This is a genomic window from Rhodobacter capsulatus, from assembly GCF_052363185.1.
Lineage (GTDB): Bacteria > Pseudomonadota > Alphaproteobacteria > Rhodobacterales > Rhodobacteraceae > Rhodobacter > Rhodobacter capsulatus_E.
The window spans coordinates 114,616-138,924 of record NZ_CP198955.1 but is presented as its reverse complement, the minus strand read 5'-3'; the positions used below and the strand labels follow the sequence as shown (position 1 = coordinate 138,924).

23 protein-coding genes and 1 tRNA gene are annotated in these 24,309 nt (G+C 66.4%); 8 read left to right on the top strand and 16 right to left on the bottom strand.

Annotated elements, in window-relative coordinates; all coding sequences use genetic code 11:
* Positions 1-51 precede the first annotated feature (51 nt).
* Both hrcA and ACTTAG_RS00670 read left to right on the top strand, forming a co-directional pair.
* Positions 52-1,113, top strand: coding sequence for a heat-inducible transcriptional repressor HrcA (hrcA, locus tag ACTTAG_RS00675; protein ID WP_444463728.1), 1,062 nt, complete (start codon positions 52-54; stop codon positions 1,111-1,113).
* Positions 1,114-1,117: 4 nt separating this feature from the next.
* Positions 1,118-1,666 (top strand): nucleotide exchange factor GrpE, encoded by a 549-nt coding sequence (locus tag ACTTAG_RS00670; protein ID WP_444463727.1) that lies wholly within the window; start codon positions 1,118-1,120, stop codon positions 1,664-1,666.
* 55 nt (positions 1,667-1,721) lie between these two features.
* Here the strand turns inward: ACTTAG_RS00670 and mutS are convergent, their stop codons facing one another.
* Positions 1,722-4,361: a DNA mismatch repair protein MutS gene (gene mutS, locus ACTTAG_RS00665; protein ID WP_444463726.1), complete on the bottom strand. Its 2,640-nt coding sequence runs from the start codon at positions 4,359-4,361 to the stop codon at positions 1,722-1,724.
* A 111-nt stretch (positions 4,362-4,472) separates the two neighbouring features.
* Here mutS and ACTTAG_RS00660 point away from each other — a divergent pair, with 111 nt between their 5' ends.
* Both ACTTAG_RS00660 and ACTTAG_RS00655 read left to right on the top strand, forming a co-directional pair.
* Entirely contained in the window at positions 4,473-6,740 is a 2,268-nt protein-coding gene (locus ACTTAG_RS00660; RefSeq protein ID WP_444463725.1) for an NADP-dependent malic enzyme, read from the top strand.
* 53 nt (positions 6,741-6,793) lie between these two features.
* Positions 6,794-7,672: a ribokinase gene (locus tag ACTTAG_RS00655; protein WP_444463724.1), complete on the top strand. Its 879-nt coding sequence runs from the start codon at positions 6,794-6,796 to the stop codon at positions 7,670-7,672.
* On the opposite strand, the gene phoB is transcribed toward ACTTAG_RS00655, so the two are convergent.
* The 11 genes from phoB to tsaD form a co-directional block, all read right to left on the bottom strand.
* Entirely contained in the window at positions 7,669-8,361 is a 693-nt protein-coding gene (phoB, locus tag ACTTAG_RS00650; protein ID WP_444463723.1) for a phosphate regulon transcriptional regulator PhoB, read from the bottom strand. The two genes, ACTTAG_RS00655 and phoB, sit on opposite strands and share 4 nt — an antisense overlap.
* A 3-nt stretch (positions 8,362-8,364) precedes the next feature.
* Positions 8,365-9,075, bottom strand: a complete 711-nt coding sequence (gene phoU / locus ACTTAG_RS00645) for a phosphate signaling complex protein PhoU (RefSeq protein ID WP_444463722.1) — start codon at positions 9,073-9,075, stop codon at positions 8,365-8,367.
* A gap of 11 nt (positions 9,076-9,086) precedes the next feature.
* Positions 9,087-9,875 carry a phosphate ABC transporter ATP-binding protein PstB gene (gene pstB / locus ACTTAG_RS00640; RefSeq protein WP_444463721.1) on the bottom strand — a complete coding sequence of 263 codons (789 nt, stop codon included), beginning with the start codon at positions 9,873-9,875 and terminating at the stop codon, positions 9,087-9,089.
* A gap of 15 nt (positions 9,876-9,890) precedes the next feature.
* Complete coding sequence (gene pstA / locus ACTTAG_RS00635) at positions 9,891-11,222, bottom strand: phosphate ABC transporter permease PstA (RefSeq protein WP_444463720.1); 1,332 nt, start codon at positions 11,220-11,222, stop codon at positions 9,891-9,893.
* Complete coding sequence (gene pstC, locus ACTTAG_RS00630) at positions 11,219-12,679, bottom strand: phosphate ABC transporter permease subunit PstC (protein ID WP_444463719.1); 1,461 nt, start codon at positions 12,677-12,679, stop codon at positions 11,219-11,221. The genes pstA and pstC overlap by 4 nt, the downstream gene beginning before the upstream one ends.
* Positions 12,680-12,749: 70 nt before the next feature.
* Positions 12,750-13,805 carry a substrate-binding domain-containing protein gene (locus ACTTAG_RS00625; protein ID WP_444463718.1) on the bottom strand — a complete coding sequence of 352 codons (1,056 nt, stop codon included), beginning with the start codon at positions 13,803-13,805 and terminating at the stop codon, positions 12,750-12,752.
* Between the two features lie 110 nt (positions 13,806-13,915).
* Positions 13,916-14,578 carry a CbiX/SirB N-terminal domain-containing protein gene (locus tag ACTTAG_RS00620; RefSeq protein ID WP_444463717.1) on the bottom strand — a complete coding sequence of 221 codons (663 nt, stop codon included), beginning with the start codon at positions 14,576-14,578 and terminating at the stop codon, positions 13,916-13,918.
* A gap of 295 nt (positions 14,579-14,873) precedes the next feature.
* Positions 14,874-15,293 carry an EVE domain-containing protein gene (locus ACTTAG_RS00615; RefSeq protein WP_444463716.1) on the bottom strand — a complete coding sequence of 140 codons (420 nt, stop codon included), beginning with the start codon at positions 15,291-15,293 and terminating at the stop codon, positions 14,874-14,876.
* Entirely contained in the window at positions 15,293-15,562 is a 270-nt protein-coding gene (locus ACTTAG_RS00610) for a YciI family protein (protein ID WP_444463715.1), read from the bottom strand. Before ACTTAG_RS00610 ends, ACTTAG_RS00615 begins: the two co-directional genes overlap by 1 nt.
* Positions 15,563-16,519, bottom strand: a complete 957-nt coding sequence (locus ACTTAG_RS00605; protein WP_444463714.1) for an NAD(P)H-dependent glycerol-3-phosphate dehydrogenase — start codon at positions 16,517-16,519, stop codon at positions 15,563-15,565.
* Positions 16,516-17,601, bottom strand: a complete 1,086-nt coding sequence (tsaD, locus tag ACTTAG_RS00600; RefSeq protein WP_444463713.1) for a tRNA (adenosine(37)-N6)-threonylcarbamoyltransferase complex transferase subunit TsaD — start codon at positions 17,599-17,601, stop codon at positions 16,516-16,518. Before tsaD ends, ACTTAG_RS00605 begins: the two co-directional genes overlap by 4 nt.
* A 70-nt stretch (positions 17,602-17,671) precedes the next feature.
* On the opposite strand from tsaD, the gene ACTTAG_RS00595 reads away from it, so the two are divergent.
* The 4 genes from ACTTAG_RS00595 to ACTTAG_RS00580 all read left to right on the top strand — a co-directional run bounded on the left by ACTTAG_RS00595 (position 17,672) and on the right by ACTTAG_RS00580 (position 21,191).
* A complete protein-coding gene (locus tag ACTTAG_RS00595) occupies positions 17,672-18,370 on the top strand; it encodes a uroporphyrinogen-III synthase (protein ID WP_444463712.1) in 699 nt (232 codons plus the stop codon).
* Between the two features lie 154 nt (positions 18,371-18,524).
* A complete protein-coding gene (locus ACTTAG_RS00590) occupies positions 18,525-19,619 on the top strand; it encodes a COG4223 family protein (protein ID WP_444463711.1) in 1,095 nt (364 codons plus the stop codon).
* Positions 19,620-19,629: 10 nt separating this feature from the next.
* Positions 19,630-21,072 (top strand): heme biosynthesis protein HemY, encoded by a 1,443-nt coding sequence (locus ACTTAG_RS00585; protein ID WP_444463710.1) that lies wholly within the window; start codon positions 19,630-19,632, stop codon positions 21,070-21,072.
* A 43-nt stretch (positions 21,073-21,115) separates the two neighbouring features.
* Positions 21,116-21,191: transfer RNA gene (locus ACTTAG_RS00580), tRNA-Thr, on the top strand.
* Positions 21,192-21,277: 86 nt separating this feature from the next.
* On the opposite strand, the gene ACTTAG_RS00575 is transcribed toward ACTTAG_RS00580, so the two are convergent.
* From ACTTAG_RS00575 to ACTTAG_RS00560, 4 genes are all read right to left on the bottom strand, one after another.
* Complete coding sequence (locus ACTTAG_RS00575) at positions 21,278-22,237, bottom strand: bile acid:sodium symporter family protein (RefSeq protein WP_444463709.1); 960 nt, start codon at positions 22,235-22,237, stop codon at positions 21,278-21,280.
* A gap of 73 nt (positions 22,238-22,310) precedes the next feature.
* Positions 22,311-22,880, bottom strand: coding sequence for a biotin transporter BioY (locus ACTTAG_RS00570; protein WP_444463708.1), 570 nt, complete (start codon positions 22,878-22,880; stop codon positions 22,311-22,313).
* Positions 22,881-22,902: 22 nt separating this feature from the next.
* Entirely contained in the window at positions 22,903-23,496 is a 594-nt protein-coding gene (locus ACTTAG_RS00565) for an energy-coupling factor transporter transmembrane component T family protein (RefSeq protein ID WP_444463707.1), read from the bottom strand.
* The gene (locus ACTTAG_RS00560) at positions 23,493-24,254 is read right to left on the bottom strand and encodes an energy-coupling factor ABC transporter ATP-binding protein (protein WP_444463706.1); all 762 of its coding nucleotides are present in this window, start codon (positions 24,252-24,254) and stop codon (positions 23,493-23,495) included. The genes ACTTAG_RS00565 and ACTTAG_RS00560 overlap by 4 nt, the downstream gene beginning before the upstream one ends.
* Positions 24,255-24,309 lie beyond the last annotated feature (55 nt).

Genomic DNA, 24,309 nt, shown 5'->3' with positions numbered 1-24,309 from the left:
GAAGGCACGATTGACGGAAAAGCTTTCCCCGCAATAATGCAAAGCGTGGCCATGACGAACCAGAACCAGTTGATCTCGGACTTGAACGACCGCTCCCGCGAGGTGTTTCGCCGGGTGGTCGAGGGCTATCTGGAAACCGGCGATCCGGTGGGCTCGCGCACGCTGACCCGGCTGATGAGCGAGAAGCTGTCGGCGGCGACGATCCGCAACGTGATGCAGGATCTGGAATATCTGGGGCTCCTGGGCAGCCCGCATGTCTCCGCGGGCCGCGTGCCGACGCAGATGGGGCTGCGGATGTTCGTCGATGGTTTCATGGAGGTGAGCGAGGTTCAGGCCACCGACCGCGCCGCGCTGGAAGCCACGGTGGGCGCGGCGGAACCCGATGTGGGGTCGCTGCTGGACCGGGTGGGGGCGGCGCTCTCGGGGCTGACGCATGGGGCCAGCCTTGTTCTGGCGCCCAAGACCGAGGCGCCGATCCGCCATATCGAATTCGTCTCGCTCGCGCCGGACCGGGCCTTGGTCGTGCTTGTGATGGCCGATGGTCAGGTGGAAAACCGCGTCTTCACGCCCCCCGCCGGGCAGACGCCGTCGTCGATGCGCGAGGCGGCGAATTTTCTGAACGCGCTGGCCGAGGGCAAGACGCTGTCCGATCTGCGCCGCGAAATCGCGGTGGAAATCTCCGCGCGGCGACAGGAACTGGATGCCTTGGCGGCCGAGATGGTCGAAAGCGGGCTGGCGCAATGGGCCGATCAGGGCGAGCCTTGGGAGCGGCTGATCGTCCGCGGCCGGTCGAATCTGCTGGAGCCCGAGGGCGATCTGGACCGCATCCGCACGCTTTTCGACGATCTGGAACGCAAACGCGACATCGCCGAATTCCTTGATCTGACCGAAACCGGCGAAGGCGTGCGCATTTTTATCGGCTCCGAGAACAAACTCTTCTCACTTTCGGGTTCCTCTTTGGTGGTCTCTCCCTATATGAACGCGGATCGAAAGATCATCGGCGCGGTGGGGGTCATCGGCCCCACCCGGCTCAACTACGGGCGGATCGTGCCGATCGTGGATTATACGGCGCAACTGGTCGGGCGGATGCTGGCCGGCCGGGGCAAAGGGTGAACGGATGACCGAGAAGAAGGACGAGATGGCAGAGGATCAGGCGCAGCTGGACGAGGCGCTGGCCGCGGCTTTGGGCGACGAGCAGGACGAGATCGAAATGCTGCGCGCCGAACGCGACGAGCTGCGCGACCGCTTCATGCGGGCGCTCGCCGATGCCGAGAATTCGCGCAAGCGGGCGGAGCGGGACCGGCGCGAGGCCGAGCAATATGGCGGCTCGAAACTCTCGCGCGACATGCTGCCGGTGTTCGATGCGCTCAAACGCGCGCTGGATGCGGCGGGCGAAGAGGTCCGCGCCGCAGCGCCCGCGCTGATCGAAGGGGTCGAGCTGACCCAGCGCGAGCTGCTGAACGTGTTTGCGCGGCACGGGATCGTGGCGATCCAGCCGAAAGTGGGCGACAAATTCGACCCGCTGCTGCATGAAGCGATGTTCGAAGCGCCGCTGCCGGGCACGGTGGCGGGCGACATCATTCAGGTGATGGACGACGGGTTCTTGCTGCACGACCGTCTGCTGCGCCCGGCGAAAGTCGGCGTCAGTTCCATGCCGAAAGCGTAAGACAGGCCGGGGGCTTTGCCCCCGGACCCCCAGGATATTTGCAGCAAGATGAAGATCAGTCCTTGAGAAGGGCGCGCAGGGCGTAAAGCGCGTCCATCGCTTCGCGTGGCGTCATCTCGTCGGGATGCAGGCCGCGCAGCTGCTCCTCGACCGCGGATTTCGCCGGCGGGGCCGCGGGCGCGGGCGGCGGGGCCAGCGCGAACAAGGGCAGATCGTCGATGATCGCCTGTTTCTTGCCGCCTTCGCGTTCGCCCTTTTCGAGCGCATCCAGCACGACACGGGCACGGGCGACGACGCTTTCGGGCAGGCCCGCCAGTTTCGCCACCTGCACGCCATAGGAGCGGTCGGCTGCGCCCTTTTTCACCTCGTGCAGGAAGATCACCTCGCCGTGCCATTCCTTGACCGAGACGGTGGCGTTTTCGACGCCCTCCAGCTTGGCCGAAAGCGCGGTCATTTCGTGGTAATGCGTGGCGAAAAGCGCGCGGCAGCGGTTCACCCCGTGCAGGTGTTCCATCACCGCCCAGGCGATCGAAAGCCCGTCATAAGTCGCGGTGCCGCGGCCGATTTCGTCGAGGATCACCAGCGCCCGGTCGTCGGCCTGATTGAGGATCGCGGCGGTTTCGACCATCTCGACCATGAAGGTGGACCGGCCGCGGGCCAGATCGTCGGCGGCGCCGACGCGGCTGAAGAGCTGGCTGACCAGGCCGATATGGGCGCGCCGCGCGGGAACGAAACTACCCGCCTGTGCCAGAAGCGCGATCAGCGCGTTCTGGCGCAGGAAGGTTGATTTGCCCGCCATGTTCGGGCCGGTCAGCAGCCAGATCGCAGGCGTGGGGCCACTGGTCAGGGCGCAGTCATTGGCGATGAAGGGCTCGCCCTGGCGTTTGAGCGCGGCTTCCACGACCGGATGGCGACCGCCCTCGATCTCGAAGGCGTGGCTTTGATCGACGGTCGGTTCGACCCAATCCTCGGCGGCAGCCAGATCGGCGAAGGCGGCGGTCAGGTCGATTTCCGAAAGCGCCCGCGCGGTTTCGGAAATCGGTCCGGCGGCGGCCAGAATCGCGCCTTTCAGGCTGTCATAGAGCCGCTTTTCGATCTCCAGCGCGTGATTGCCCGCGTTCAGGATGCGGGTTTCAAGTTCGCTCAATTCCAGCGTCGTGAAGCGGACCTGATTGGCCGTCGTCTGCCGGTGGATGAAGCGGGCCGAAAGCGGCGGGGCCAGCATCTTTTCGGCATGGGTCGAGGTCGTTTCGATGAAATAGCCCAGCACGTTGTTGTGCTTGATCTTCAGCGACGAAATCCCGGTCTCGCTGATGTAATCGGCCTGCATCCGGGCGATGACGCCGCGGCCCTCGTCGCGCAGCTGCCGGGTGTCATCGAGTTCCGGCTCGTAACCCGTCGCGATGAAACCGCCATCGCGGGCCAGAAGCGGCGGTTCCGCGACCAACGCGGCATCGAGCAGAGCGACAAGATCTTCGTGGCCCAGAAGCCTTTGCCCGGCGTCGGCCAGAAGCGCGGGGGCTTCGGTCTCGGCCAGACGCTCGGCAATCCGGCCCGCCTGTTCCAGACCGTTGCGGATCGCGGCCAGATCGCGGGGGCCGCCGCGGTCGAGCGCCAGGCGGCTGAGCGCCCGGTCGATATCGGGGCAGCGCCGCAGGGCATCACGCAGATCTTCGGCAAATCGACCCTGTTGCACCAGAAAACGCACCGCATCATGCCGCGCATGGATCTGCGCAAGATCGCGCGAGGGCGCCGAGATCCGCCGTTCCAGCAGCCGCGCCCCCCCCGCCGTCACGGTGCGGTCGATCGTGGCCAGAAGCGAGCCCTCGCGCCCGCCCGAAAGCGCCTGCGTCAGTTCCAGATTGCGCCGGGTGGCGGCGTCGATCTGCACGAGGCTGCCCGCCTCTTCCCGCAGGGGTCGGGCCAGAAGCGGCAGTTTCCCCCGTTGCGTGAGGTCCAGATAATCGACCAAAGCCCCCATCGCAGAGACTTCGGCGCGCGAAAACGCGCCGAACGCATCCAGAGACCCCACCGCGAAGAGATCGCAGAGCCGCTTTTCCGCCCCCTGACTGTCGAAGCTCGACCGCGCCAAAGGCGTCAGCGAGGCCCGCAAATCAGAGACGATTCCGGCACAATCGGCCTCTTTCGTCTCGCTTACCAGCACCTCGCGGGGCGCAAGACGGGCCAGCTCGGGCCCCAGACGCGCAAGCGGACAGGGCATCACCCGGAACTCGCCCGTGGAAATATCGGCCCAGGCCAGAGCGCCCTCGTCGCGCAGCTCGGCCCAGGCGGCAAGGTAGTTGTGCCGCCGCGCCTCAAGCAGGCTTTCCTCGGTCAGGGTGCCGGGCGTCACCAGCCGCACCACATCGCGCTTCACCACCGATTTCGCGCCGCGCTTCTTCGCCTCGGCCGGATCTTCCAGCTGCTCGGCGATCGCCACGCGGAAGCCCTTGCGGATCAGCGTCAAGAGATAGCCCTCGGCGGCATGGATCGGCACGCCGCACATCGGGATTTCCTCGCCCAGATGCAGGCCGCGTTTGGTCAGCGCGATATCCAGCGCCGCCGCCGCCGCCACGGCATCGTCAAAGAACATCTCGTAGAAATCGCCCATCCGGTAGAACAGCAGCGCCCCCGGGTTCGCCTGCTTGATCGCCAGATATTGCGCCATCATCGGCGTCACGGTTTCGCTTGTCATGGTTTCCCCCTGCCGCGCGCAACTTATTAAACGCCGCACCCCCGTGCAAACCGATTGAGGCAGCGCCGCAAGGGGGATAAGGAAAAAGCGCCCACTGGAGGAGTCTGGCCCATGTCCACCAAGAACCGCGTCACGCCCGAAGAGGCGCTGGCCTATCACCTCGACCCCGTGCCGGGGAAATACGAGGTCGTCGCCTCGAAGCCGATGACCACGCAGAGGGATCTGAGCCTGGCCTATTCCCCCGGCGTTGCGGTTCCGGTCGAAGCCATCGCCGAACGCCCCGAGACCGCCTATGACTACACCAACAAGGGCAACATGGTGGCGGTGATCTCGAACGGCACGGCGATCCTGGGTCTGGGCAACCTTGGCGCGCTGGCCTCCAAGCCGGTGATGGAGGGCAAGGCGGTGCTGTTCAAGCGCTTCGCCGATGTGAACGCCATCGACATCGAACTGGCCACCGAAGACCCGGAAGAAATCATCAAGGCCGTCAGCCTGATGGGCCCGACCTTTGGCGGTATCAACCTTGAGGACATCAAGGCCCCCGAATGCTTCATCATCGAGCAGCGGCTGAAAGAGATGATGGACATTCCGGTGTTCCATGACGACCAGCACGGCACGGCGGTGATCTGTGCGGCGGGGCTGCTGAACGCGCTCGAAATCTCGGGCAAGAAGATCGAAGACTGCAAGATCGTGCTGAATGGCGCCGGCGCCGCCGGGATCGCCTGTCTGGAACTGATCAAGACCATGGGCGCCAAGCATGACAATTGCATCATGTGCGACACCAAGGGCGTGATCTGGCAGGGCCGGACCGAGGGCATGAACCAGTGGAAATCGGCCCATGCGGCGAAGACCGACGCGCGCACGCTGGAAGAGGCGATGGTGGGCGCCGATGTGTTCCTGGGCGTCTCGGCCAAGGGGGCGGTGACGCCGGAGATGGTCGCCTCGATGGCGGACAATCCGGTGATCTTCGCGATGGCGAACCCGGACCCGGAAATCACCCCCGAGGAGGCGCATTCGGTCCGCCCCGATGCGATCGTGGCCACTGGCCGGTCGGACTATCCGAACCAGGTCAACAACGTGCTGGGCTTCCCCTATCTCTTCCGTGGCGCTTTGGACATTCATGCCCGCGCGATCAATGACGAGATGAAGATCGCCTGTGCCAAGGCGCTGGCGGCGCTGGCGCGCGAGGATGTGCCGGACGAGGTGGCGATGGCCTATGGCCGCAAGCTGACCTTCGGGCGCGATTACATCATTCCGACGCCTTTTGACCCGCGGCTGATCCATGTGATCCCGCCCGCCGTGGCCAAGGCCGGGATGGATACCGGGGTGGCGCGACGTCCGATCATCGACATGGAGGGCTATGCGCAAAGCCTGAAGGCGCGGATGGACCCGACGGCGGCGATCCTGCAGGGCATTCATGCCCGCGCCCGTCAGGCACAGGCGCGGATGATCTTTGCCGAGGGCGACGACCCGCGGGTGCTGCGCGCCGCGGTCGCCTATCAGCGCGGCGGCATGGGCACGGCGCTGGTGGTGGGCCGCGAGTCGCATGTGCGCGAACAGCTGGAAGCCGCCGGGATCGGCGATGCCTTCCGCGAATTGCAGATCGTCAATTCGACGAATTGCAAGCACATGGATACCTACAAGGACTTCCTCTATCGTCGCCTGCAGCGGCAGGGGATGGACCGGGAAGATGCGCACAAGCTGGCCACCCGGGACCGGCATGTCTTCGCCGCGCTGATGCTGGTGCATGGCCATGGCGATGGCATGATCACCGGGGCCACCCGGAAATCGGCGCATGTGCTCGAGCTGATCAACAAGGTGATCGACGCCAAGCCCTCGGATGGGGCCGTGGGGATCACCGCGCTTCTGCACAAGGGCAAGGTCGTCTTCATCGGCGATACGCTGGTGCATGAATGGCCCGATGAAAACGACCTGGCCGATATCGCCATGGCCGGGGCGCGGGTGGCCCGCGGTCTGGGCATTGATCCGCGGGTGGCTTTCGCCTCGTTCTCGACCTTCGGCTATCCGGTGTCGGAACGCGCGATGAAAATGCACATCGCGCCGCAGGTGCTGGATGAACGCGGCGTCGATTTCGAATATGATGGCGAAATGGCCGTCGATGTCGCGCTGAACCCCGAGCAGATGAAGCATTACCCGTTCTGCCGTCTGACCGGGCCCGCGAACATCCTTGTGGTGCCCGCGCGGCATTCGGCCTCGATCTCGGTGAAGCTGATGCAGGAAATGGCCGGGGCGACGGTGATCGGCCCGATCCTGACCGGCATCCAGCATTCGGTGCAGATCTGCTCGAACCGGGCCACGGTGAACGACATCCTGCATATGGCGGCCCTGTCGGCCAGCCGTCTGGGGCTGAAACGCTGAAGTTCCCTCCGGGCCGGGGCTCTCGGCCCGGGTCAAGACCCCGGAGAAGACCCATGACCATCTTCAACCTCGGCTCGATCAATGCCGACCACTTTTACCGCCTGCCGCATCTGACCCTGCCCGGGGAAACGCTGGCCGCGACCGCCTATGGCCGCGGTCTGGGCGGCAAGGGGGCGAACCAGTCGGTGGCGGCGGCGCGGGCCGGGGCGGTCGTGCGCCACATCGGCGCGACCGGGGTGGATGGCGCCTGGATGCGGGCGGAACTGGCCGCCGATGGCGTCGATTGCGCCCATGTGGCCGAGGTGGACGTGGCCTCGGGTCATGCGATCATCATGGTCGATGCGTCGGGGGAAAATTCGATCGTGCTGTTTCCGGGGGCAAACCGGGCGGTGCCGCTGAATGTGCTGGAAGACGCGATGGCCAAGGCCGCAGCGGGTGACTGGCTGCTGATGCAGAACGAAACCTCGGCCCAGGTCGAGGCGGTGGCGCTGGCGAAAGCCCGCGGTGTCAAGGTCGCCTATTCCGCCGCGCCGTTTGAGGCCGAGGCCGTGCGCAAGGTGCTGAAAGATCTGGACCTTCTGCTTTTGAACGCGGTCGAGGCGGCGCAGCTGTGCGAAGCGCTCGGCACGACGCTGGACGCGCTGCCGGTCAAGGCGGTCTGCGTGACCCATGGCGCCAAGGGGGCGGTCTGGCATGATCTGGCGGCCAAGACCGCGCAGGAGCAACCGGCCTTCAAGGTGACGCCCGTCGACACCACCGCCGCGGGGGATACGTTCGCGGGCTATCTGGTCGCCGGTCTGGCCGAGGGGATGACGCCGCCGCAGGCGCTGCGGCTGGCCGCCGGGGCTTCGGCGCTGAAGGTGACGCGGGCCGGAACGGCCGCCGCCATCCCGACCCGCGCCGAGGTCGATGCTTTTCTGCAGGATCGTTAACCGAGGCTGTAGCCGGTTCCGCGCACGGTGCGCACGGGATCGGCGCCGCCATTCACCATCAGCGCCTTGCGCAGCCGCCCCACATGCACGTCGATGGTGCGGGTGTCGACATAGATATCCCGCCCCCAGACCCGGTCGAGCAGCTGATCGCGCGTCCAGACCCGGCCCGGCTTTTCCATCAGCGTGGACAGCAGCCGGAACTCGGTCGGGCCCAGCTTCAGCGGCTGACCATCGCGGAAGACGCGGTGCTCGGCGGCATCCAGAATGATGTCGTCGAACACCAGCCGCTCGCCCATCGTGGCCGGGCGCGTCCGGCGCAGCTGCGTGCGCAGACGCGCCATCAGCTCCACCACCGAATAGGGCTTCACCACATAATCATCGGCGCCGGTTTCCAGCCCCCGCACGCGGTCGGTTTCCTCGGACCGGGCCGAGAGCATGATGATCGGAATCGAGCGCGTTTCCGGATTGGCCTTGGCGCGGCGGCAGATCTCGATCCCCGAGACATTGGGCAGCATCCAGTCCAGCACCACCAGATCGGGCTTTTCCTCGCGCAGCAGCAACAGCGCCTCGTCGCCATTGACCGCCATCACCACCCGGAACCCCTCGGCTTCAAGGTTGTATTGCAGAACTTCGCGCTGCGCCGACTCGTCCTCGACCACCAGAACACAGGGCTGTTGCGCCGGACTCATCTATCAACTCTCCCCCGGCTTGAAGGTGCTGACGCTGTCGGATTTCGGCCGCGGCTCCTCGGGCATCTGGCCGGTGACCAGATAGGTCACCTGTTCCGCGATCGAGGTGCACAGATCGCCCATCCGCTCGATGTTCTTGGCGATGAAATGCAGATGCATGCAGGGGGTGATGTTGCGCGGATCTTCCATCATGTAGGTCAGGAATTCGCGAAAGAGCGCATTATACATCTGGTCGATCGCCACATCGCGGGCGCGCACATCGGCCGCCAGCTTCGCATCGCGCTGAATGAAGCTGTCGATCGAATCCTTCAGCATCCCCTCGACCTCGGCGGCCATGCGCCGGATCGCCCCCGAAGACCCGTTGATCGAGGGCAGTTCCGCAATCACCTTGGAGCGTTTCGCGATGTTCTTGGCATAGTCGCCCACGCGTTCCAGATTGCCCGAGATCTTGATCACCGTCAGCGCGATGCGCAGATCGGTGGCATGCGGCGCGCGCAGCGCGATCAGCCGGGCGGCTTCGGTGTTGATCTGCTCTTCCAGCGCATCCACCTGCTTGTCGCGTTGACGGACGGTTTCGGCCAGATCCTCGTCGCGTTCTTCCAGCGCCTGGGCGGCGTCCAGAACCTGGGTTTCGACAAGGCCCCCCATTTTGACGACCATCGCCTGAACCGACTCGAGATCCCGGTCGAAGGATGAAACGATATGCTGTGACATGGGATCTTTCCTCAACCGATGCGGCCGGTGATGTAGCTTTCCGTGCGGGGATCGCGCGGATTGGTGAAGATCTGCCCGGTCTCGCCGAACTCGACCAGATTTCCAAGGTGGAAGAAGGCCGTGCGCTGGCTGACCCGGGCCGCCTGCTGCATCGAATGGGTGACGATGACGACCGAGAAATTGCTGCGCAGCTCGTCGATCAGCTCTTCGACCTGGGCGGTGGCGATCGGGTCAAGCGCCGAACAGGGTTCGTCCATCAGCAGCACCTCGGGCGAGGTGGCGACGGCGCGGGCGATGCACAGGCGCTGCTGCTGGCCGCCCGAAAGCCCGGTGCCGGGGGCGGCCAGACGGTCCTTGACCTCGTTCCAGAGCGCGGCCTTTCGCAGCGCACTTTCAACGACCTCGTCCAGCTCGGCCTTGTTGCGGACCAGCCCGTGGATCTTCGGCCCGTAAGCGACGTTGTCATAGATCGACTTCGGGAAGGGGTTCGGCTTCTGGAACACCATCCCCACCCGGGCGCGCAGCTGCACCGGATCGACCTTCTTGTCGTAGATATCCTCGCCATCCAGCTGGATCGCGCCTTCGACGCGGCAGATGTCGATGGTGTCGTTCATCCGGTTCAGACAGCGCAGGAAGGTCGACTTCCCGCAGCCCGAGGGGCCGATGAAGGCCGTGACCGTCTTGTCGAGGATGTCGATGTCCACATCCTTGATCGCATGCGAGGCCCCATAATAGACCTGCACCTTGCGGGCGGTGAATTTCGTCACATCGGTGGACACGGCTCTCTCCGTCAAACGCATGTTGTTCATGATTCCTTACCACCGCCGTTCGAATTTGCGCCGCAAGATCACGGCAAGGGAGTTCATCACCAGAAGGAAGACCAGCAGCACGATGATCGCCCCCGAAGCCCGTTCGACAAAGGCCGGGTCGGCGCGCTGGGTCCAGTTGTAGATCTGCACCGGGATCGCCGAGGCCGGATCGAGGATACCCTCGGGCGGGGCGCCGGGGTAGTCTTTCACGAAGGCGACCATGCCGATCAGAAGCAGCGGCGCGGTTTCGCCCAAAGCCTGCGCCAGCCCGATGATCGCCCCGGTCAGGATGCCGGGCACAGCGAGCGGCAGGACATGGTGAAAGATCGTCTGCGTCTTCGAGGCGCCAACCCCCAGCGCGGCTTCGCGGATCGAGGGCGGCACGGCATTCAGCGCGGCCCGGGTCGGAATGATGATCCGCGGCAGCGTCATCAGCGTCAGCACCAGCGCACCGACCAAGGGCGAGCTTTGCGGCATGCCGGCAAAGTTGATGAAGGCGGCAAGGCCGAGGATGCCATAGACGATCGAGGGCACGGCGGCGAGGTTCGCGATATTCACTTCGATCAGGTCGGTGAAGCGGTTCTTCGGCGCGAATTCCTCAAGGTAGATCGAGGCGGCCACGCCGATCGGCAACGCCATGCACAGCACCATCACCATCATGTAAAGCGAGCCGAGGATGGCAACGCCCAGACCCGCCGATTCCGGCCGCAGTTCCGAGGCATCGGGGTTGGTCAGGAAGCCGGGGTTGAAGGCCAGTTTCAGCATCCCCGCATCGCGCAGCTTTTCGGCCAGCTGCAGCTGTTCGGGGGTGATGTTGCTGTCGAGCGCCGCGCTTTCCATCGTCACCCGGCCCTTGAAGAAGCCATCGACCCGGCCCGAGGTCAGCACGTCAAAGGTGATCGTCGTTCCGACCAGATCGGGATCGGAGAGGACCAGATCGCGCAGACCCGCCGGGGCTTCCTTGGAGACCAGCGCGCCGATGTCCTTGGTGCTCATCTGGGGGGCAAGGTTCTTGTCGATCACCGCGGCTTCAAGCGCCTTGGTGATCAGCTTGCCATAGGTGACGGTGGTGGCCTTGGCCATTTCGGCCGGATCGCGGTTGCCCTTGGGGTCAAGCGCCTTGGCGTCCAGCGTGATCGGCAGGCTCAGCACGGTCTGGCGAAAGGCGCCCAGACCCGAGCCCAGCACCGAGGAGAGCAGCACGACAAGCGCCAGAAGGCCGATGGCCACGGCCACGATGCCATAGATGCGGAAGCGCTTTTCGGAAGCATTGCGCGCCTTGGTGCGGGCATCGGCGGTGTAAAGCGACCGCGGCGCAGGGGTTTCGACCATGGTCATTCGTATTGCTCCCGGTATTTGCGCACGATCACCAGCGCCAGGACGTTCAGCACCAGCGTGAAGACAAAGAGCGTCAGGCCCAGCGCAAAGGCCACCAGCGTCTCGGGCGAGGCGAATTCGGTGTCACCGGTCAGCTGGCTGACGATCTTCACCGTGACGGTGGTCATCGCCTCGAACGGGTTCATCGAGAGTTTGGCGGCCGCCCCCGGCCCCAGCACCACGATCATCGTTTCCCCGATGGCGCGCGAGGCGGCGAGCAGGATGGCGCCGACAATCCCCGGCAGCGCGGCGGGCAGGATCACCTGTTTCACCGTCTCGGATTGCGTCGCGCCCATGGCGAAAGAGCCATCGCGCAGCGATTGCGGCACGGCGTTGATGATGTCGTCCGACAGCGAGGAGACGAAGGGAATGATCATCACCCCCATCACCAGACCGGCCGTCATCACCGACGAAGACGAGGAGCCAAGGCCCAGCGGCTGGGCGATCCAGTCGCGCAAGAGCGGCCCGACGGTGATCAGCGCGAAAAGGCCGTAAACGATGGTCGGGATGCCCGCCAGCACTTCCAGAAGCGGTTTGGCGATGCCGCGCACGCGCTTGGAGGCATATTCGGCCAGATAGATCGCGGCGAAAAGGCCCACCGGCACCGCCACGGCCAGCGCGATGAAGGAGACATAAAGCGTGCCCCAGACCAGCGGCCAGATCGACAGTTCCGAGCCGCCGCCGAATTTCGGATTCCAGGTCAGCGAGAAGAAGAATTCCTCGGCCGGGTAAAGCTGGAAAAAATGCACGGTCTGGAAGACCAGTGACAGCACGATGCCGATCGTGGTTCCGATCGCGACAAGCGAGGCGGCGATGAGCAGCCAGCGCAGGAAGGTCTCGGACACGTTGCGGGCGCGGAACTCGGGGCGGATGCGCAGCGCGGCAAAGGCGAAGCCCGCCAGCGCCGCCGCCAGCGTCGCCGCCGTCATCGCCATCCGGGCGAGGCCGTTCATATCGCGCCAGGCCTTGGCGGCCTCGAAGACCGAGGGGCGCACATTCGCCCCCAGCGCGACGCCGACACTGGCCATGCGCGAGCGGATGTCGCTGAAATCGGCGCGCATCTGGCTCAGATCGGTTTCGGACAGGGAGCCGTCGGCCAGGATCAGGTCAAGCCCGCCCGCGATGCGCCGCACATCGGCCATCACCAGATTGCGGCTGGAGCCCTGCGGCAGATCCTCGGCCGGGATCATCGCAGAGATCCGGTTTTCGATCACCACCGGTTGCGCCAGCAGCCAAAGCGCCATCAGCGCCAGCGCGGGCACGGCGGTGAACAGCGCCACCGTCTGACCATAATAGCCGGGAAGGGAATGCAGCAGGCGCAGATCCTTGGCCACCAGTTGCAGCGCCCGGAAGCGGCCCAGAAAAAAGCCGCCACAGGCAAGGGCGAGCACGATCAGCGCAAGAAGACCGGGGGTCATGTGTTCATCCGCAACAGGGGAAGGCGCAACAAGGGACGGGAGGCGCCCGAAGGCGCCCCCCGAGGTTCGATTACTTCAGCGGCCCCATCGGGGTTTCCGCCTCGACCATCGCCTGGGTCGCGGCCAGTTCCGGATCGGACACAAGGCCGTAAGCCGCCAGCGGGCCTTCCGGACCGGCCATCTCGTCCGAGACGAAGAAGGTGATGAATTCCTTCAGACCCGGGATCACGCCAAGGTGGGCTTTCTTGACGTAGAAGAACAGCGGACGCGACACCGGATAGTCGCCCTTGGCGATCGACTCGACCGTGGGGACGATGCCGTCGATGGTGGCGACGCGCAGCTTGTCGGTGTTGTTTTGGTAGAACGACAGGCCGAAGACGCCGATGGCGTTCTTGTTGGCGTCGATGCGCGAGAGCGTCTCGGTGTAGTCGCCGTCGATATCGACCGACACGCCATCGGTGCGCAGCGTCAGGCAGGACTTGACCGCGTCCTTTTTCTTGGCGTCGTCATCGGCGCCGGTCGAGGCGGCAAGGAACAGGTCATAGGCGCCGGTGGTCTTGCAGCCTTCTTCCAGCACTTCGACGTCGAACACTTCGCGGGTGCCATGTTTGGTGCCCGGGATGAAGGTCAGGATGTCTTGCGCGGGCAGCGCGGCGTTCACCTCGGCCCAGGTCTTGACGGTGTTGTCGACCAGCGCGCCGTCCTTGGCCACCTTGGCCGAGAGCGCGCCGAAGATGTCGGCGGGGGTGAAAGCGAAGTCCGGGCCGTTGATGTCGCTGGCGAAGACGATGCCGTCATAGCCGATGCGGACTTCCATGATCTCTTCGACGCCGTTCGCCTTGCAGGTGTCGATGTCCGACTGCTTGATGCGCGAGGAGGAGTTGGCGATGTCGATGGTGTTTTCGCCGACGCCTTCGCACAGTTTCTTGCGGCCCGCGCCCGAACCGCCGCCTTCGACGACCGGGGTCTTGAAATCGAAGTTTTCGCCGAAGGCTTCGGCGACGATGGTGGCATAGGGCAGCACGGTCGAGGAACCGGCGGCCTGGATCTGGTCACGCGCGGCAGCGCCAGTGGCCGAGGCGGCGATGATGGCAAGCGCCGAGACGCCGAATTTCACGAAAGTCATGGATCACTCCTGAAGATCTGGGAGGGCCCGTCAAGGCCTCGGCAACCCTCCTAGGCTCGGGTCGTGACGCTTATGCAAAAGATATGTGACAGCTGCGTGACAAACGCGGGTCAGGCCCGGCGCAGGGCGGCGGCGATCAGATCGGCGGCCTCGGGGCGCTCGCCGATGGCGGGCAGAAGGCGGCCGTGAAAGCCCGCCTGGGCAAGGGCTTCGGGAATGTCCTGCGCGACATGACCGGCCCGCAGGGCGAAAAAGGGCAGGCAGATCGCCCGCGGATGCTGCGCCGCAATGTCGCGCAGATGCGGGTCTTCCTCCAGAAAGGCGGTCACGATGCGCCGACCGGGCAGGCTTGCCCCGATCCGTTCCGCCATCGCCATCGCCGCCATCCGCGAACTGCGCGCCACCTGCGAGCCATGCGCGCACAGGATCAGATCGCCCGGACCGGCCTCGGCCACGGTCTTGATCACCAGCGCAGGCAGGGCCGGATCGGCGCCGAAGGGCGAGAGAATCTCGGCCCGGCTGCCCAGATCGGCCAGACGCCGCGGCAATTGCCGCGCGGTGAACCAGCCCTCGGCCATGAAGAACGGATAGATCCGCGCCCGCGGCAGGGTTTCCAGCGCCTGCGCCAGCGATCCCGGTTTCGCCAGCGTCGCCGAGATCACCCGCGCTTCGGGCAAAAAGGCGCCGACCCGCGCCGCCAGCGCCGCCAGCGCGGCTTCGGCCGGATCGGGATTGGAGGGAAAACCATGGGCGACGAGGATGAAACCGGGCATCTTCGTCACTTAGCGCAAAAGCCCGTCCCGGCAAGTCGGCGGCAGTCCGGTTAACCAAGGGTTGCAATCAAGCTTCTGGAATTGCGTCATATTGTTCGGATTGATCGGTTGCGGGGAATCATCCCCTCGCGTAGTGATGGGGCAACGGCCAGTATGGCCAGGACCCGATTACAGTTTCACGTGTGGTGCGTAGGGGAGCACGTGGGGTGAAGGAGGGTCCTGGTAGGGGTGCCGGGACCCTCCGGTTTTTTCCGGGGGCCATGACGTTATCCCATGTCCGAACGGTGCCGCGGGATCAGGGATCGACGCCGCCCAATTCGCAGACGATCTTCCATTCCTCTTCCGTCACTGGCTGCACCGACAGCCGCATCGAGGTGACCAGCGCCATCTGCGCCAGACGCGGATCGGCCTTGACCGTGGCCAGCGTCACCGGCCGGGCCAGCGGCCGCACCGCACGGATGTCGACGCAATCCCAGCGCGGGTCCTCGGTGGTCGAATCGGGGTGGCTCAGCGCGCAGACCTCGACGATGCCGACGACCTCCTTGCCGATGTTCGAATGGTAGAAGAAGCCCTGATCGCCCAGCTTCATCGCCCGCATGTTGTTGCGCGCCAGATAGTTGCGCACCCCATGCCACTCTTCGCCGACCGCGCCCTTGGCCACCTGCATGTCCCAGGACCAGACATCGGGCTCGGATTTGAAGAGCCATTTTGCCATCAGCCGATCACCTTTTTCCATTCGGTGACGCTGACCGATTCGAACAGCCCCGCATGCGCATAGGGATCGCCCGCGGCCCAGGCCTGCGCGGCGTCCAGGCTGTCACAGTCCAGAATGACCAGCGAACCGCACATCTGCCCCGCCTCCAGAAACGGCCCGGCCATTTTGACGATGCCGGTGGCCTCGATATAGGCCAGATGCGCGGCGCGGGTCTCAAGCCGCGTTTGCAGCGCCCCGGGCTTGTCCTTGCAGATCACGGCGTAAAGCATTCATTCCTCCTTCAGCGGGCGAGAGAGCAGCGCCGTAACGGCGTCGGCAACGGAAATCTTTTGCGCGCAGAGCGCGGCGATCATTGCGGCGATCGGCATGTCGAGGCCATGGTCCCGCGCCAGTCTGGTGACGGCCCGCGCGGTGGCCGCGCCCTCGACCGTCACGCCCGGATCAAAGGCCGCCCCACTGCCCAGCGCGATCCCGTAACGGAAGTTGCGCGATTGCAACGAGGTGCAGGTCAGCACCAGATCGCCGAACCCGGAAAGGCCCATCAGCGTCTCGGGCCGGGCACCCAGTTTCATCGCCAGCCGGTTCATCTCGGCAAAGCCACGGGTCATCAGCGCGGCGCGGGCGGAATCGCCCAGTTCCGCGCCGATCACCACCCCCGCCGCAATGGCGATGACGTTTTTCAGCGCCCCGCCCAGTTCGGCGCCGATCGTGTCGGTGGTGCGGTAAAGCCGCAAGGTCGGGGTGCAGAGCCGCGCCTGCAGATCGGGCGAATCGGTCCGGCAGGCCAGCGTCAGCGCCGTGGGCAGGCCGCGGGCGATGTCGGCGGCAAAACTCGGGCCGGTCAGAACGGCCGCACTGGCCCCGGGACAGGCCGCCTCGATCAGCGCGACCGAGCCCCGCCCGGTCGCCAGATCAATCCCCTTCGAGCAGGAGACCAGCACCTTGCCGTCAAGCAACCCGGCATTTTCGGCCAGAAAGCCGCCCATCTTCTGCATCGGCACGCCGAGCAGCACGATATCGCAGCCCGCGGCATCTTCGATCCGGTCGGTCACGGTCAGGGCCTCGGGCAGCACGGCCCCCGGCAGACGGCGTTCATTGCGGCGGCTGTCCCGCATCTCGGCGACATGGGCGGCATCGCGGGCCCAGAGCAGCACCGGCCCGCGCTGGGCCAGCGAAATCGCCAAAGCCGTGCCGAACGCCCCTGCCCCCAGAACCGCAATCGTCATGCCTTGGCCCCCTTCTTGCCCGAGCCAAGCATCGCCGGCGCCGTGGCATCCAGCGGCCAGCGCGGCCGGGCGATCAGATCGGCCTCGGTGGCCAGCCCCAGACGGAACCGCTCGATCCCCGCCCAGGCGATCATCGCCGCATTGTCGGTGCAAAGCCGCAAGGGCGGCGCGGTGAAGCGCACGCCCTGCGCGGCACAAAGCTGTTCCAAGGCGCCCCGGATCGACTGGTTCGCCGCCACCCCCCCGGCCACCGCCAAAGCGGGTTCCGCGGGCGCGGTGTCGAGATAAACCGCCAGCGCCCGGCGGGTCTTTTCCGCCAGCGCATCGGCAATCGCCTGCTGAAACCCGGCGCACAAATCCGCGCGGGTCTGCCGGTAAAGCCCTCCCTGCGCTGCAATTTCCGTATCGCGGGCGCGCAAAAGCGCGGTCTTCAGCCCGGAAAAGGACAGATCGCAGCCGGGGCGATCCAGCAGCGGGCGCGGAAACCGGAAGGCTTTCGGATTGCCCTTGGCGGCCTCGGCCTCGACCGCGGGGCCGCCGGGCTGCGGCAGGCCGAGAAGCTTCGCCGCCTTGTCAAAAGCCTCGCCCGGGGCATCGTCGATCGTGCCGCCCAGACGCGAAAAACTGTCCGGCCCGCGCACAAGCAGAAACTGGCAATGCCCGCCTGAGACGAGCAGCATCAGATAGGGGAAGGCCAGCCCGTCGGTCAGCCGCGGCGTCAGCGCATGGCCCGCCAGATGGTTCACGCCAACCAGCGGCAGCCCGGTCCCCGCCGCCAGCCCGCGCGCGCACATCACCCCCGACATCACCCCGCCAATGAGCCCCGGCCCCGAGGTCACGGCGATGCCATCCAGATCGGCGAATGAAAGCCCGGCCTCGGCCAGGGCCTCCTCGACACAGCTATCCAGCTTTTCGGCATGGGCCCGCGCGGCGATTTCGGGGACGACACCGCCAAAGGGCGCATGCAAGGCGGTCTGCCCCGCCACGACCGAGGCCAGAACCGTGCCATCCGACCGCACCACCGCGGCGGCGGTGTCGTCGCAGCTCGATTCAAGGCCAAGGAAGGTCAGGGGTCTGGTCATGCCGATGTCGTTGCGCGGGGTCCTTCCTGCAGGTAACACCGGCTCAGGCATCGCACAACCCGAGGCGCCGATGAGCACCGCTTCCCGACCGCCGCTTTTGCTGACCCGTCCCCGCGCCGGGTCCGAGCGTTTCGCCGCGCAGTTCCGCGCCCGGATGGGGGCGGATTGGCCCGTGGTGATCGCGCCGCTTCTGGAAACCACGCCGACGGGGGCCGATCTGCCCGCGGCAAATGCGCTCATCTTCACCTCGGAACAGGCGGTGAAACCGCTGGCCGACAGCGCCTTGGCGGGCTGTCCGGCCTTTTGCGTCGGCACCCGCACGGCGGCGGTGGTGCGGCAGGCGGGTTTCCCGGTGCTGGCCGTTGCCCCCGATGCCGAGCACCTGTTCGAGGTGATCCGGACCGCCCCCGATCCGGGGCCGATCCTGCATGCGCGCGGCAGCGAAAGCGCCTTTCCGCTGGCCGAGCGGCTTTGCGCTGCCGGGCGGCAGGTCGCCGAAGCGATCGTCTATGCGCAGCTGCCCCAGCCCCCCGCGCCCGAGATGCTGGCGCTTTTCGCGCAGCCCGGCCCGGTTCTGGTGCCGATCTTTTCGCCCAACAGCGGCCGCTTGCTGGCCGAGGCCGCGCAAGGGGCGCGCGCCGAATTGCGGCTGGTGGCGATTTCCGAAAAGGCGGCGCGGGCCTGTTCCGCGCTGCCTGCGACAAAGCTGCAGATTGCGGCGCGTCCCGATGCCGAAGCGCTGCTGGACGCACTTGTCGCACGGGCCTGAGAGCGGTTGAGGTTGAGCAGGCCGAAGCCGCTCAATAGACTGCGGCAAAATGAAGACATCGCGCCGCGTTGCGCGACTTGGAGGAGTGTCCATGGCGAACCCGGACGAGACGGAGCGTGACAGCACAGCTCAGACCGCTGCGCAAACCCCTGAAATGTCTGACAAAGACGCGGGCGGTCCGGGCACGGACGTGACCGGGGCCAAGACCGAGGCGGCAGCGCGGCCAGCGCCCGAACAGGTGTCGAAGCCTGCGACCGAATCAGCCCCGGCGAAACCGAAGCCCGTGCCGCAGCCGCCGCGCGGGGGGATGTCGGTCGTTTGGGGGGGCATCATCGCCGCGGTGATCGGCTCGGTGGGCACGCTGGTCGTGTTGCCGAAACTGCCGCCGGAGCTGCGTGAAAAGGTGCTGCCGGGCGCGCAAAGCACGGTGGAACAGGATCTGGCCGCACAGGCGGCGAAACTTGAGGCCGTGGTGAAAACGATGGCCGAGCTGCAGGCGGGCAATGCCGGCGTCGCGGCGCTGCAGACCGCGGTGGGCGAGCTTTCCGGCAAGGTTCAGGCGCTGGAAGCGCAGGGCGGCACCGCCCCGGCCGCGCCGGTCGATCTGTCGGGCGTGCAGGGGCAGATCGACGCGCTGAAGGCGATGGTCGAGAAGAGCCCGGCCTTTGCCTCGCAGCAGCAGCTGGAAGTTGCGACCGCCGAGGCCAAGGCGAAGATCGCCGAAGCCGAGGCCGAAACCGCGAAGATCCGCGCCGAATCGGAAGCCGCGGCGAAAAAGGCGATCGCCCAGGCGGCCGTGGCCCGGCTGGCGGCGGCGTTTGAAACCGATGCGCCGATCGATGGCGCGCTGGGCGATGTGGCGGCGGCGGGCGTTTCGGTGCCCGCGGCGCTGAAGGGCGATCTGCCCTCGATCGCGGCGCTCAAGGCGGCCTTCCCCGAGGGGGCGCGCAAGGCGCTGACCACGGCGCGCAAGGCGACCGCGGGCGAGACGATGAAGGACCGGCTCGGATCGTTCCTGCTGGCGCAGACCGGGGCCCGGTCGCTGACGGCGCAGGACGGCACCGGCCCGGATGCGGTGCTGTCGCGGGCGCAAACCGCGGTCGATGCGGCACAATTCGACGCGGCTCTGGCCGAAATCGCGGCCCTGCCCGAAGCGGCGCAGGCCGATCTGCAATCCTGGAAGGACATGGTGGCCCAGCGCGCGAGCGCGCAGGCTGCCATCGCCGACCTGACGCAATCCGTGCAATGAGGGGACGGCGATGATCTGGTCTTTCATTAAAATCTCGCTGTTCGTCGCCGTCGTCGTCGGGCTCGCCTTTGGCGCCGCCTGGCTCTCGGATCTGGGCGAAACCATCCGCATCATCGCCTTCGGGATCGAGCTGAACCTGGGCGCGCTGCAGGTGGTGATCCTGATCGGGCTTCTTGTCGTGGCGATCTGGCTGGCGCTGAAGGTGCTGGGCTTCGTCTTCGCCTTCATCCGCTTCGTGACCGGCGACGAAACCGCGATCAGCCGCTATTTCGACCGCAACCGCGAACGCAAGGGCTATGAAGCCCTGGCCGAGGGGATGCTGGCCGTCGCCTCGGGCGAGGCGAAGCTGGCGGCCTCGAAGGCGAACCGGGCCGAGCGCTACCTGCGCCGGCCGGAACTGACCAACCTTCTGACCGCGCAGGCGGCGATGATGAACGGCGATACCCGCAAGGCCGAGGAGGTCTATCGCAAGCTTCTCGCCGATCAGCGCACCCGCTTTGTGGGCGTGCAGGGGCCTTTGTCGCAAAAACTGGCCGAGGGTGACACCGATACCGCGGTGAAGCTGGCGCAAAAGGCCTTTGCGCTCAATCCGAAGAACCTCGAGGTGCAGAACACGCTCTTCAAGCTGCAGACCGAGGTGGGCGACTGGAAGGGCGCGCGCGACGTGCTGCTCGCCAAGATGCGTCAGGGGCAGCTGCCGAAGGATGTGCACAAGCGCCGCGATGCGGTGCTGGCGCTGCAGGAGGCCAAGGCGGTGCTGGATGGCGGCACTTCGATCGAGGCGCAGGAAGCGGCGATTGCCGCGGCCAAGGCCTCGCCGGACCTCATTCCCGCCGCGGCGATGGCGGCCAAGGCGCATTACGACAAGGGCGATGCGAAATCGGCGACCCGCGTGCTGCTGAAGGCCTGGGAGGCGCAGCCGCATCCGGATCTGGCGGCGGTCTTCGCCTCGATGGTGCCGGGCGAATCAGCGACCGAACGGCTGAAGCGGTTCGAAAAACTGCTGTCGCTGCGCCCCGATCACGAGGAAACCCGGCTTCTGCGCGCCGAACTTTGCATCGCGGCCGAGGATTTCCCGGCGGCGCGGCGGGCGCTGGGCAATCTGGTCGAGGCGAACCCGACCTCGCGCGTGCTGACGCTGATGGCGGCGATCGAACGCGGCGAGGGCGAGGATGATGCGGTGGTGCGCGGCTGGCTCGCCAAGGCGCTGACGGCGCCGCGCGGCAAGCAATGGTGCTGCGACAAGTGCCAGAACATCCAGGCGCAATGGGGCCCGGTCTGCGACAATTGCGGCGGCTTCGACACGCTGAGCTGGCGCGAACCGGCGCATACCAACATGCCCCTGCCCAATGGCGCCGAGATGCTGCCGCTGATCGTGGCCAAGGGCACGAAAGGCGCTGCGGCACAGACCCTCGACGGAACGGCGGCAGCTTTGAGCGAACGCGAAAAATAGGGCTACACATCCCCGCAAGAGCGTGCTAACTGCGCGCCACAGTGCCGGTGTAGCTCAGCTGGTAGAGCACGTCATTCGTAATGATGGGGTCGGGGGTTCGAGTCCCTTCACCGGCACCACTTCCAGCAAGAAACCCCGCAATCCCGATGGATTGCGGGGTTTCTTATTTGTCAATGCGCAGCTTCCGCACCGGCAGGCGCGGGACTCACGCGCCGCGTTGTCTTTGCGCCAGAAAGGCGCAGACCAGCAGTTGGCTCATGTGGTAGAGCATCGCGGGCAGCACGATGGCCCCCACCTGCGCGGGTGGAAACAGCGCCGCCGCAATCGGCAGGCCGGTGGCGATGCTCTTGGTGGCGCCGCAATAGAACAGCGCGGCCCGATCGGCGCGGGGCAGACGGAACAGCCGCCCCGCAGCGCTCATCGCCAGCATGCCGGACGCCAGGAACAGCGCAATGACCGCCGCAAGCAGGATCAGCCGCGGTGCGGGAATCGCCTGCCACAGCCCCGAAACCGTGCCCGCGCTGAAGGCGGCATAGACGATGAGCAGGATCGCGCCCCGGTCCACCGCCAGCGTCAGGCGCTTGTGACGGCTGACGAAACCGCCGATGCGGGGCCGCAGGATCTGGCCCAGCGCGAAGGGCAGCAGGATCTGCGTCGCGATGCCCATAAACGCGCCAAGACCGCCGCCGCCGCCCTCGCGGTGCAAGAGCAGGGCGACCAGCAGCGGCGTCAGCACCACCCCGATCAGGTTCGACAACGAGGCCGCGCAGATCGCCGCCGGAACATTGCCGCCCGCAAGCGCGGTGAAGGCGATCGAGGATTGCACGGTCGAGGGCAGCACCGCCAGAAACAGCAGCCCCAGCGTCACCGTCCCGCCCAGAAGCGGCCCGAAAACCGCGGCGAAACCAAGGCCCAGCAGCGGAAACAGCAGATAGGTCGCGCCAAAGGTCAGGCCTTGCAGCCGCCAGTTCAGCAACTCTGCCCGCAAGGCCCCGGGATCGAGTTTCGCACCGTAAAGAAAGAACAGCAGCGCCACCGCCCCCCAGGTGACCTGCTTGAGCCCCGCCGCCAGCGCGCCCTGTGCGGGCAGCAATACGCCCGCCAGCACCATGGCGAGCAGAAGAACCATGTAACCGTCGATGCCGAACCGTTTGAGCGGGTTCATCTGTCGTCCTTTCAATGCAAGGGCCGGGCCCCTCCTTGCGGCGGGCCCGGCGGGTGGTTTCCGCGATGGTGGCTCAGGCTGTCGCGCTGTCGCGGGCGCCGATGATCGGCCAGGCGCGCTTGACCGACAGGGCGATGGCGGCGGTGATCCCGGCCTTGACCAGATCGCCCGGGATGAAGGGCGCGGAGCCCAGCGCCGCCGCCTTGAGCGAGAGCCCCGCCTGAACCGCCAGAACCGGGATGCCAAGACCGTAAAGCACGACGATGCCGCCCAGCGCGGCAAAGACGAAGGAGCGGATCGCGGTCAGCTTCCGCCAGCCCAGTTCGTGCAGCAGCCCCGTCACATAGGCGGCCGGGATCCAGCCCAGCAGGAAGCCCGCCGTCGGCCCGGCAAAGACGCCAAGGCCGCCGCGCCCGCCCGACAGGATCGGCAGGCCCAGCGCCACCAGCACGACGACAAGGCCCATGGCCAGTGCGCCGCGCCGCGCGCCCAGAACGGCCCCGGCCAGCATCGGCCCCATGGATTGCGCGGTGATCGGCACACCGATCAGCGGCAGGGTGATCGGCGGAAACACCGCCAAAGCGGCCGTCAGCGCCGCGAAAAGCGCGATCAGAACGATGTCGCGGGTGGAAAGGGCAGTCATCGTCGGGGGTCCTTCGCAGGGGTTATCGGGAAAGGGCGGTGCCGTCATCATGACCCGAACGCGCCTCGATCGCCTCGGCGACCTCTTCGGCGGCTTTCAGGACACGCACGATCAAGGGCAGGATCAGCGCCAGCGGATGGCTGCCCAGACCGCGCGCTGCCTGCGCCTCGCGCACGCGCGCGGCCTCCTCGGCGATCACCGGCAGAAAGCGCAGCGCCAGCGCCAGCGCCAGCCCGACCTTGGCCGGGTTGACGCCCAAAGGGGCCAGCGGGGTCAGCACATGTTCGAAGGTGGCGATCAGCACCTCGCTGCGGGTGGTCAGGGTGACCAGCGCGGCCAGAAGCATCAGCGTCAGGATGCGCAAGACGATCAGCGCGGCCAGGGTCCAGCCCGCCAGCCAGCCCTGAACCAGCAAAAGCACCGCCAGCATCCAGAGCATCGGGCGGATCTGCCGCCAGATCAGCCTCGGGCCGAAGCCTGCCAGCCGGAAGCCAAGCAGCGTCAGCGCCAGACAGCCCAGCATCAAGACGGGGCTTGCCACCGCCATCAGCCCGGTTCCGGCACTGGCCAGCACGGCCAGTTTCAGCCCCGCGGGGCAGCGGTGCAGCGGGCTCATGTCATCCGCTCCACATAGGCCCGCAGCGCCGGGCCGGGTTCATCATCGGCAACGATCCGGCCCTGATCGAAGACCAGAACGCGGTCGAAATCGGCCAGAAGCGGCAGGTCATGGGTGACGACGATGGCGGTCTGCGCCAGGTCCGCGATCACCTGCCCGATCCGGCGGGCGTTGCGCAGATCCAGAAGCGTCGTCGGCTCGTCGAAGACGATGCAGTCGGGGCCGGTGATCAGCACGCCCGCAATCGCCAGAAGCTGTTTCTGCCCGCCCGAAAGCCGATGCGCGGGGGCGTGACGCAGGGCGCCAAGGCCGAAGCGATCCAGCGTCGCAGTCACGTTCGCGGCGCGGTCCGCCGCGCTGGAGGTATGCCCCCTCAGGCCGAAGGCGATGTCTTCCTCGACCGTGGGCAGGACGATCTGGGTATCGGGGTTCTGAAACACGAAGCCGACCTTGCGCCGCACCGCCTTGGCCTCGCGGGCGGTATCAAGCCCGTCGATGCGCACCGTGCCGCGGTCGGGCCGCATCAACCCGTTCAGCAATCGCGCAAACGTGCTTTTGCCCGAGCCATTCGCGCCGACGATGCCGATGCGCCGCTCGGTCAGGGTCAAAGTCAGGCCGCAAAGCACTTCGCGCCCGTCAAAACTTTGGAAAACATCGGAAATTTCGATGGTGGTGGCGGCCGCAGGCAGGGAAGGAAGGGCACTGCCCGCGGCCCCTTGCAACCGCGCGCGGCGGGGGATGACCCTTGAAAACGTCATCGGATTGGCCCATTTCGCTTGTGGTTGCATGGTTCTGGTCACTCGGTTGGACGTT